Origin of the sequence: Nocardioides stalactiti, assembly GCF_014180715.1 — a bacterium.
GTDB classification, from domain to species: Bacteria; Actinomycetota; Actinomycetes; order Propionibacteriales; family Nocardioidaceae; genus Nocardioides; species Nocardioides stalactiti.
On sequence record NZ_JACEFC010000135.1, the window covers coordinates 1 to 9,840 of the forward strand.

General features: G+C 73.0%; 11 protein-coding genes. 5 read left to right on the forward strand and 6 right to left on the reverse strand.

The window, feature by feature from the left end:
* The coding region (locus H0487_RS19625) for an ABC transporter ATP-binding protein (RefSeq protein WP_183095919.1) at nt 1–737 on the reverse strand (737 nt) is incomplete at its 3' end.
* Between the two features lie 223 nt (nt 738–960).
* Here H0487_RS19625 and H0487_RS19630 point away from each other — a divergent pair.
* The 3 genes from H0487_RS19630 to H0487_RS19640 all read left to right on the forward strand — a co-directional run bounded on the left by H0487_RS19630 (nt 961) and on the right by H0487_RS19640 (nt 3,173).
* Nucleotides 961–1,851 carry a right-handed parallel beta-helix repeat-containing protein gene (locus tag H0487_RS19630; RefSeq protein WP_183095920.1) on the forward strand — a complete coding sequence of 297 codons (891 nt, stop codon included), beginning with the start codon at nt 961–963 and terminating at the stop codon, nt 1,849–1,851.
* A 112-nt stretch (nt 1,852–1,963) separates the two neighbouring features.
* Nucleotides 1,964–2,374 (forward strand): hypothetical protein, encoded by a 411-nt coding sequence (locus tag H0487_RS19635; RefSeq protein WP_183095921.1) that lies wholly within the window; start codon nt 1,964–1,966, stop codon nt 2,372–2,374.
* A gap of 82 nt (nt 2,375–2,456) precedes the next feature.
* A complete protein-coding gene (locus H0487_RS19640; protein WP_183095922.1) occupies nt 2,457–3,173 on the forward strand; it encodes a DsbA family oxidoreductase in 717 nt (238 codons plus the stop codon).
* A gap of 19 nt (nt 3,174–3,192) precedes the next feature.
* On the opposite strand, the gene H0487_RS19645 is transcribed toward H0487_RS19640, so the two are convergent.
* From H0487_RS19645 to H0487_RS19665, 5 genes are read right to left on the reverse strand one after another with little or no spacing between them, the layout of a single operon-like run.
* On the reverse strand, nt 3,193–3,735 hold the full coding sequence (locus H0487_RS19645) for a hypothetical protein (protein WP_183095923.1): 543 nt from the start codon (nt 3,733–3,735) through the stop codon (nt 3,193–3,195).
* A complete protein-coding gene (locus H0487_RS19650) occupies nt 3,732–5,012 on the reverse strand; it encodes a DUF58 domain-containing protein (RefSeq protein ID WP_183095924.1) in 1,281 nt (426 codons plus the stop codon). The genes H0487_RS19645 and H0487_RS19650 overlap by 4 nt, the downstream gene beginning before the upstream one ends.
* Nucleotides 5,013–5,025: 13 nt before the next feature.
* On the reverse strand, nt 5,026–5,988 hold the full coding sequence (locus H0487_RS19655; RefSeq protein WP_183095925.1) for an AAA family ATPase: 963 nt from the start codon (nt 5,986–5,988) through the stop codon (nt 5,026–5,028).
* A complete protein-coding gene (locus H0487_RS19660) occupies nt 5,985–6,344 on the reverse strand; it encodes a hypothetical protein (RefSeq protein ID WP_183095926.1) in 360 nt (119 codons plus the stop codon). Before H0487_RS19660 ends, H0487_RS19655 begins: the two co-directional genes overlap by 4 nt.
* Nucleotides 6,341–7,090, reverse strand: a complete 750-nt coding sequence (locus tag H0487_RS19665) for a DUF4129 domain-containing protein (protein WP_183095927.1) — start codon at nt 7,088–7,090, stop codon at nt 6,341–6,343. The genes H0487_RS19660 and H0487_RS19665 overlap by 4 nt, the downstream gene beginning before the upstream one ends.
* A 77-nt stretch (nt 7,091–7,167) precedes the next feature.
* Here H0487_RS19665 and H0487_RS19670 point away from each other — a divergent pair, with 77 nt between their 5' ends.
* Together H0487_RS19670 and serA are read left to right on the forward strand one after the other, a co-directional pair.
* Nucleotides 7,168–8,073, forward strand: coding sequence for an EfeM/EfeO family lipoprotein (locus H0487_RS19670; RefSeq protein WP_183095928.1), 906 nt, complete (start codon nt 7,168–7,170; stop codon nt 8,071–8,073).
* A gap of 127 nt (nt 8,074–8,200) precedes the next feature.
* A complete protein-coding gene (gene serA / locus H0487_RS19675) occupies nt 8,201–9,790 on the forward strand; it encodes a phosphoglycerate dehydrogenase (protein ID WP_183095929.1) in 1,590 nt (529 codons plus the stop codon).
* Nucleotides 9,791–9,840 lie beyond the last annotated feature (50 nt).

Below are 9,840 nucleotides of genomic sequence, written 5' to 3' on the forward strand. Positions count from 1 at the left end.
GCGGCGACGGAAGCCACGAGGCCGGCGGCCTCGAGGGCGCGGCTGAGGAAGGCCGGGTCCGCCGCCCGGGCCAGGGTCCCGGTCGAGGCGAGGAGCTCCTCCTTGGTGCCGCCGGCGACGATCCGGCCGTTGCCGATGACGACGATGTCGTCGGCGATGACCTCGATCTCGTGCAGCAGGTGGCTGGAGAGCAGCACGGTGCCACCCTGGTCGGCGAACTCGCGGAGCAGGTCGCGCATCCAGCGGATGCCCGCCGGGTCGAGGCCGTTGGCGGGCTCGTCGAGGATGAGGACCTCGGGGTCGCCGAGCAACGCGGTCGCGATGCCGAGCCGCTGCCGCATGCCGAGGGAGTAGTTGCGGACGCGACGGCCCGACTCCTCCTCGGTGAGGCTGACCCGGTCGAGCATCTCCGCGACCCGGCCCTTGGGCAGGCCCATGGTGCGGGCGGCGATGGTGAGGATCTCGCGGCCGGTGCGGCCCGCGTGCTGGGCGGAGGCGTCGAGGAGCACCCCGACCTCCCGGCCCGGGTCGGGCAGGGCCGCGAAGGGGCGGCCGAGGACGTGGACGTGGCCGGAGGTCGGCTCGGTGAGGCCGACCATGACCCGCATGGTGGTGGACTTGCCGGCGCCGTTCGGGCCCAGGAAGCCGGTGACCCGACCGGGCTGCGCGGTGAACGACACGTGGTCGACGGCGGTGAACCCGCCGTACCTCTTGGTCAGGGAGTCGATGGTGATCATGGCGGTCAGCCTTCCGCTCACCCTGCCCCGCGCGCGTCGGGCAACCCCCCCGCTCCACCCCTGGTCCGACCCCGAGCCGGGTCAGGGTTTCTGCTGATCTGCTACGGCGCGCCGCCGGAGGTGCTTGGTTGAGATCATGCTCATCGCGACCCCGTGGGTTCGGCGCCCCCGTATGCGCGCCGCCGTCGTCTCGGCCTTCGGGCTGACCGTTGCCATTGCGGCCATGTCCGTCATCTCCGGCGACAGCTCCGCCAATCCGGTCGGTGGCGGCGGCGCCACCCGTACCTGGGTCTCGGGCGTCGGCGACGACGCGAATCCGTGCAGCCGCACCGCGCCGTGCAAGACCTTCGCCGGCGCGATCTCGAAGACCGCGGCCGGTGGCGAGATCAACGTGCTCGACCCGGGCGGCTACGGCGGCGTGACGATCACCAAGGCGATCACCATCTCCGCCGTGGGGGTCGAGGGCGGAGTCCTCGCCGGCGGAGGAAGCGCTGCCATCATCGTCAACGCGGGCGTGAACGACGACGTCGTCCTCCGCGGGCTGGACATCGACGGGCTGGGCTCGACGACGAGCGGGATCCGCTTCATCCAAGGGGCCTCTCTCCACGTCGAGGACACCACCATCAACAACGTCACCGGCGCGGGGATCGACTTCAACCCCACGGGATTCACCAGCCACCTGGTCGTCGACCGGGTGCGGATCACCGAGGCGTACGGCGCGGGCGCGATCGGCATCTGGGTCCGCCCCAACGGCGGCAACTCCTCAGCCGTCATCACCGACTCGAGCGTCGCCACCACCGCGATCGGCGTCCAGGTCAACGCCGGAGGCAAGGTCGCCGTCGTGGGATCGACGATCAGCAAGTGCGTGACCGGCCTGCAGGCGACGACGGCGGTGGTCAAGGCGGCGACCCTGTCCGCGAGCGACACCTCTGTGTTCAGCTGCACCACCGGGGTGGTCTCCGACGGCGCGAACGCCATCGTCACCCTCGACAGCTCGTCGCTCTCGGGCAACACCGAGGCGATCACCGTCGCCGGCGGGGCAGCGGTCAGGTCCTACGGCAACAACGTCATCCGCGACGGCGGCGAACCGACGGTCACCCTGGCGCTCAAGTAGCGCAGCGCCCCTGGGACCACGTCAGGGTCCGCCACCTAGGCTCGGGAGGTCCGGCCACCTCGGCCGGCTGACCCCGGAAGTGGGACATGTGAACAGGTTCACCCGAACGGCGGTGGGCGCTCTCACGGTCGCCGCCGTCATCGCCCCTCTCAGCGCCGCGGGCACGGCCGAGGCACGACCCGCGCCCGGCAGGGACTGGACGACCATCGAGACCTTCGAAGGGGCCAAGCAGCAGGCGTGCAAGGTCGCGATCAACGACGGCACCGCGTGGCGGATCTTCAACCGACTCGACGCGCGCCGACTCTCCGACGGACGGGTCGCGGCCACCCTGACCGCGACCCGCAGCGGCGAGCCGGTCGCCGACCGCAGCTGGGCGAGCGACTGGGTCCGTCACGGCAACGTCTCCGACGTCGGTTCCTTCAAGATCCCGCGCGGGGCACGGTGGGCGCTGACGATGTCGGTGTACGGCGACCAGTCGGGCACCGGCGGCGAGCTCTCGGCCGCCAGCATCGATCGCTGCTGATCTCGGCCGACCCGGTCAGCCCGTCTGCTGACGAGCGGCGCCTCCCGGGAACACCTCGGAGGCGTCGCTGGTTGAGGCACTCGTGCGTATCGACATCTGGTCCGACGTCGTCTGCCCGTGGTGCTCCATCGGCAAGCTGCGTCTCGAGCGGGCCCTGGCCGACTTCCCCCACCGTGACGAGGTCGAGGTGGTCTACCACTCCTTCCTCCTCGACCCGTCCGCCCCGACCGAGCCGACCGGGACCGCGCAGCAGATGTTGTCCCGCAAGTACGGCTTGAGCCTCGAGGAGGCGGCCGAGAAGCAGTCGGCGGTCATCGCGGTCGCCGCCGAGCTCGGCATGGACTGGCAGCGGCACCACGACTCGCCGCACGTCGGCACGGTCGACGCCCACCGGCTCCTGCACCTCGCGCTCACGGAGGGCGGTCCGCGGGTGCAGGCGAGGCTCAAGGACGCGCTGCTCCACGCCTACTTCGGGGAGGCCCGCAACGTCGCCGACCACGCCGTGCTCCGCGAGGTGGCCCTCGGGGTCGGGCTGGACCCGGCCCGGGTCGACCGGGTGCTCGCCAGCGACGACTTCGCCGGCGAGGTCGCCGCGGACATCGCCCAGGCGCGGGCGTACGGCGCCACCGGGGTGCCCTTCTTCGTCGTCGACGAGCGGTACGGCGTCTCCGGCGCGCAGCCGAGCGAGGTCTTCGCCCAGCTGCTCGACCAGGCGTGGCGCGAGAGCCGGCCGGTGCTCCAGACGGTCCCGGGTGCGGCAGGTGCGGACGCCTGCGGTCCCGACGGGTGCGCGATCTAGCGCCGACCAGGTGTGCTGCCTAGCCGCGCCGGACGGCCCAGGGGAGCGCGGCGACGAGGGCGAGCGCGAGCCCCACGACCAGTAGCGGCGGCTCGCCGCCCTCTTCGGCGATCTCGACCACGAGGGCCAGCGCACCCGTGACCAGCAGGACGCCGGTGCAGCGCGCCGCGAGGCGTCGTACGACGGCCCAGGTGGGGGTGCAGCCCGGCGGCCCGGCGGCGGCGTGCGCCAGTGCGGTGTGGAACGCGAGCCCGCAGCCGGCCACGAGAAGGGCCCACCACTCGCTCGGTCCTGTGACCGCGTGCAGCCACCAGGCGACGAGGCCGCCGAGGGTCACCAGCCCGACGGAGGTGTCGGGCAGCTCGGCGGCGGCGGCGGCCAGCACGACGAGCACCAGCGGCGGCCACCACGGGGCCTCCGGTGCCAGCCGGTCGACGACCACCAGGGCCAGGAACACCGGGAGCACGACGCACAGCCGGGTGACGAGGCCCGGCAGCGTCAGCGTGAGGAGCCGGCTGCCGTCGCGGTCGGTGACGACCAGACCGGTCACGGGCGCGCTCATCGCACGACCAGCCGCGGGGTGGCGCGCCGCCGACCGAGGTCGCGCAGCACCTGGTCGAGGCTGTGGGCGCCCGACCACGGGACGACCGGGATCCCGAGCGAGGCGAGCCGGGTCGTCTCGACCCGGCGCTGGAGCATCCGGATCCGCCAGGCCAGCGCGGCCGCGGTCGTCCCCGTCTCGTCCTCCATCCCCGGCGGCAGCGTGTCGATGACGACCACGTCGATGCCGGCCCGGTTGAGGATCGCGACCTGCTGCGTCGCCGCCGGGTCGATCAGCGGCGACAGCATGAGGGCGAGGGTCCCGGCACCGAGGCCCTGACGGGCGGCCAGGGCGTCCTCGCCGCGCGCGGTGCCGGGCTCGATCAGGCAGAGCGTGTCGAGGATCCGTCGCAGCTGGAGCAGGCCCGACGAGGCCGGCACCAGGCTGACGCCCCACGCACCGAAGACCCGCACGCCGACCCGGTCGCCGCGGTGGAGGAAGTGCTCAGACAGCACCGCGGCCGCCCGCACCGCCAGGTCCATGCTGCTCCTCGTCCCGTCGATACCGGTGCTCTCGCCGACGTCGTTGACCGCGTCGATGAGGACCGCGACGTGGGCGTCCTCGTCGGAGTACGTCGCCGTCACGTGCAGACGGCCCGTGCGGGCCGAGACCGGCCAGTGGATCCGGCGCAGCCGGTCGCCGGGACCGAACGGCCGCACCTTGTTGAACTCGGTGCCCTCCCCGGGCCGCGCCGCGCGCTCCATGCCGACCAGGCCGCGGGGGTGCGGCGCGGGTGCCGCGGCGTTGTAGGGCGCGGTCACGGGCAGCACGGTCAACCGCAGGCCGGCGAGCGGGACGGGGCCGTGGCGCCAGGAGTACCAGCCGTCGTACGCCGCGACCGTCGGGTCGCCCAGCCGGCGTCGGCCCCAGCGCAGCGGGCGCAGCGCGACCTGTCCGACCGCGCTGCCGTCGCGCTCGTCGCACAGGAGGCCCTCGGCCGGCTCGACCTCGAGCAGCCGCTGGCCCGGGTGGACGAAGGTCGCGGACCCGCCCGGCGGCAGTCCGGTGACCGTCGCCTCCCAGGTGACCTCCTCGCCCTCGTTGACGGTGAGCGAGCGCTGCTCGGCGGTCGCGGTCGGGACGCTCGTGGGGCGCCGGGCCGACGCGAGCGCGACGAGCACCAGGGGCGCGGCGAGGACGACGGCGTCGGCGCGCCCCGCGGCGAGACCGACGACGAGCGTCGCCAGCCCGACGACCACCGCGCGGAGGTGGGCGTAGGTGGGGCGCCACTCGGGCATCGGTCGGTCCCGTTCAGACCCGGTCGCGCGCGGTGGGCGCGGGCACCTGGCCGAGCACGGTCTCGACGACGGTCCGCCCGGAGATCTCCGTCATCCAGAGCTCGGGCCGGATGGTGACCCGGTGGGCGAGCGCGGGGACGGCGACCGCCTTCACGTCCTCCGGTACGACGAAGTCGCGGCCCGCGATCACGGCGTACCCGCGTGCCACCAGCATCAGCGCGAGGCCGCCGCGGGGCGAGGAACCGACGAGGGTGTGGTGGTGGCTCCGGGTGGCGGCGGCCAGCGCCACGCAGTAGCGCCCGATGTCGGGGTCGACGGTGACCCGCTCGACGGCCGCCTGGATCGCGAGCAGCTCGTCGCGGGTCACGACGGGGGAGAGGGTCTGCTCCTCCTGCTGGCGCTCGAGCCGTCGCCGCAGCACCTCCCACTCCTCGGCCGCGTCCGGGTAGCCGAACCCGACCCGGAGGAGGAACCGGTCGAGCTGGGCCTCCGGCAGCGGGTAGGTGCCCTCGTACTCGACCGGGTTGGCCGTCGCGAGCACGTGGAAGGGCGGGTCCAGCCGGAACGTCTCGCCCTCCACCGTCACCTGCCGCTCCTGCATCGCCTCGAGGAGTGCGGCCTGGGTCTTGGGCGGGGTCCGGTTGATCTCGTCGGCGAGCAGCAGGCCGGTGAAGAGCGGGCCGGCGCGGAACTCGAAGGAGCCTTGGCCCTGGTCGTAGATGAAGGAGCCGGTGAGGTCCGCCGGCAGCAGGTCGGGCGTGAACTGCGCCCGCCGGAAGTCCAGGCCCAGGGTCTGTGCGAACGACCGTGCCGCCAGCGTCTTGCCGAGTCCGGGGAAGTCCTCCAGCAGCACGTGACCGCCGGCGAGGATCGCGCTGAGGACCAGGGTCAGCGCGTCGCGTTTCCCGACCACCGCGCGCTCGATCTCGTCGAGCACGGCTCTGGCCTTCCGGGACGCCTCCAGGGTGTCGATCACAGCTCCTCGATCCTCCTGACGGCCTCGGCCAGGTCTCGTCGGTAGCGGTCGGCGCCGCTCGGGGGGTCGTCGATCACGAACGCGGCGGTCCGTGCGTCCAGGCTCGCGTCGGCGAGCACGGGCATCGCCAGCAGGTGCTGGGTGACCTCCCGCACGACCTGGTGGGCCGCCGTCGGGTCGTCGGCGGTCAGCAGCCGTTCGAGGTGGTTGACCTGCTGGTCGCGCGCGCGGTTCTCGCGCACCTGCAGGGGCGCTTCGTCGGGCCACGCGGCGCTGACGACCTTCTGGCTGACGAGCGCGGTGTAGCCCGCCACCGCGACCGCGGCGACGACGAGGGCGATCCAGAAGGCCGTCACGGCGCGCGCGTCCCACCGAGCCGGGTGGTCGTGATCGTGGCAAGGAGCCGGCGCAGGCAGTCGGCCGCCTCGTCGCGGTGCTCCTCGGTGACGGGGTGCGCCGAGAATCGCGCCTCGCGATAGAGGGCGGCCAGCCGGCTGATCGCCTCGACGTCGAGCCGGTACGACGCGACCGCCCGCTCGACCAGCTCGCTCGGCGTCTCCTCGGGACGGTGCGGGAAGTGGTCGCCGACGACGGCCTGCTCCAGCCGCACCCACGCGGCGACGATGGCGTTGCGCGGGCTGCCCTCGCCGATCGCGGTCGCGCCGGCGTCGATCGCCCCGAGCAGCCCGTCCTCGACGGTCTCGTCCGGTGCCGGCTCGTCGTGGTGCGGGGACGCGCGGACCGCGGCCCGCCGGGTCAGCGTGCGGCGTCGTCGTACGACCCGGAGCCGGGCGGCGACCACGAGCGCCACGATGAACACGGCGGCGACCGGGAGGAGGAGCAGCAGGTCGGCCGGGGGGACCCACGGCAGCCAGGGCTCGTCGTCCTCCGGGGCAGCGGCCTCGTCCTCCGGTGCGGCGGCCTCGTCCTCCGGCTGGTCCCGCTCGTCGTCCTCGGAGGCCGACGACCGGTCGGTGACGCGGTCCCGCTCGGACCAGCGCGGCCCGTCGAAGGTCGCAGCGACGAGCGCGCAGAGCACCAGGACGGCGGCGCCCAGCGCGACGGGAGTCAGCCCTCGGGGCGTGGGGGGAGTGGTCCCCATGGGTGAACGGTAGTCGGTGGCGACCAACCGGTGACGTGTCTGCGGCAAGGCGCCGCCATCGGCCTAGCATCCCGGGGGTGAACCGCCTCTCCCTTTCCCTGGCCGGGACCGCGCTCGCCGCCGTGGCCCTCACCGGCTGCGCCGTCGACGACAAGCCCGGTCTCGACGGCCCCGAGGCCGGCGACGTCGCGAGCCGGACGCCGACCCTGGGCACCGAGGACCAGCAGCTCGTCGACACCGCGAAAGCGGGCTACGCGTCGTACGTCTCGACCGAGTCCGACGACCTCCTCGAGACCACGGCGCGTTTCGTCGAGCTCTTTAAGGACGGCAGCAAGGACGACGAGGCGCGGGCGCTCTATCGCGAGGCGCGCTCCCACTGGGGGCGGATCGAGACCGTTGCCGAGTCCTTCGGCGACCTCGCGTCCCGGCTCGACGCGCGCGAGGCCGACGTCGACGTCGAGGCCGGCGAGGAGTGGACCGGCTGGCACCGGATCGAGAAGGACCTGTGGCCCGCGCGCGCCGGGAAGTACCGGGCGCTGACGCCGCAGGAGCGGGCGTCGTACGCCGACGACCTGCTCGCCACCACCGAGGAGCTCGACGCCCGGATCCAGGGCGATCTCGCGTTCTCCGTCGACGAGATCGCCGACATTTCCCTCGCTCTGGTCGCTGAGGCCGCGACCGACGAGCTCGCCGGCGACGAGGAGTACTGGTCGGGCACCGCGCTCGACGGGCTCCAGGCCAACATCGACGGCGCTCGGTTCGGGTTCGAGGGCGTCCTCCCCCTGTTCGCCGACACCGACCCTGCGCTCGCCACCGAGATCACCGAACGGTTCGCCACGGTCCAGCGGCTGCTCGGCCGGCACCGTGACGGGGTCGGATTCGTCCCGTTCGAGGAGCTGAGCAGGGCCGAGGTGCGGGCGCTGGCGACAGCGGTCCAGGCGCTGTCGGAGCCGCTGTCGCGCCTCGGTGCCGCGCTCGGCTGAGGGTCGGGCGAACGACCTTTTCGAGGTCTGACACGAGTTCGTAACACACCTGACCGTCCGGTACCGTGAGGGCGGCACAGCGTCGTGCACCCTCACCTCCGCACGATCCTGACGAAGGACAATTGCTGTGACTGACCGCCCCGTCGTTCTCATCGCCGAAGAGCTCAGCCCCGCCACCGTCGAGGCGCTGGGACCGGACTTCGAGATCCGTCACTGCAACGGTGCGGACCGCGCCGAGCTGCTCGCCGCCATCGCCGACGTCGACGCGATCCTGGTGCGTTCCGCGACCAAGGTCGACGCCGAGGCGCTCGCCGCCGCCAACCGTCTCAAGGTCGTCGCCCGGGCCGGGGTCGGCCTCGACAACGTCGACGTGAAGTCCGCTACCCAGGCCGGCGTCATGGTCGTCAACGCGCCGACCTCCAACATCACCTCGGCTGCCGAGCTCGCGGTCGCCCTCATGCTCGCGGCCGCCCGCAACGTCTCGCCGGCCCACGCGGCATTGAAGAACGGCGAGTGGAAGCGGTCGAAGTTCGGCGGCATCGAGCTGTTCGAGAAGACCGTCGGCATCGTCGGCCTCGGCCGGATCGGCGTCCTCGTCGCCCAGCGCCTCGCCGCGTTCGGCATGGACGTCATCGCCTACGACCCCTACGTGCAGGCCGGCAAGGCCGCGCAGATGGGCGTCCGCCTCGTCGACCTCGACACCCTGCTCGCGGAGTCCGACTTCATGTCGGTCCACCTGCCCAAGACCCCCGAGACCGCCGGTCTGATCGGCGCCGAGCAGCTCGCCAAGGCGAAGTCCTCGCTCGTGCTCGTCAACGCGGCCCGGGGTGGCATCGTCGACGAGGCCGCCCTCTACGACGCGCTCAAGACCGGCCGGATCGCCGCCGCGGGTCTCGACGTGTTCGCCAAGGAGCCGTGCACCGACAGCCCGCTCTTCGAGCTCGAGAACGTCGTCGCGACCCCGCACCTCGGGGCCTCGACCGAGGAGGCCCAGGAGAAGGCCGGCATCGCCGTCGCCAAGTCCGTCCGCCTCGCCCTCGCCGGTGAGCTCGTCCCTGACGCGGTCAACGTCCAGGGCGGTGTCATCGCCGAGGACGTGCGCCCCGGCATCCCGCTGACCGAGAAGCTCGGCCAGATCTTCACCGGCGTCGCCGGCGAGGTCGCCCAGCAGCTCGACGTCGAGGTCCGCGGCGAGATCACCGACCACGACGTCAAGGTGCTCGAGCTCGCGGCCCTCAAGGGCGTGTTCAGCACCGTCGTCGAGGACCAGGTGTCCTACGTCAACGCGCCGCTGCTCGCGGCCGAGCGGGGCGTCGCCGTACGCCTCGTGACCGACCCGGAGAGCGCCGACCACCGCAACCTGATCACGATCCGCGGCACCCTCGCCGACGGTTCGCAGGTCTCCGTGAGCGGCACCCTGGTGGGCATCCACCAGAAGGAGCGCCTGGTCGAGGTCAACGGCTACGACATCGACATCGAGCCCACCGACCACCTGGCGTTCTTCACCTACGACGACCGCCCGGGCATGGTCGGCACCGTCGGCCAGATCCTCGGCGACGCGCAGGTCAACATCGCCGGCATGCAGGTCTCCCGCGACACCAAGGGCGGTCAGGCGCTGGTCGCCCTGTCGGTCGACTCGGCCATCCCCGCCGACACCCTCGGCGAGATCGAGTCCGCCATCTCGGCCACCTCGATCCGCGCCGTCGACATCGTCTGACCCTCAGGCAACCAGCACGCCGCCCGGACGTCCGCGTCCGGGCGGCGTCG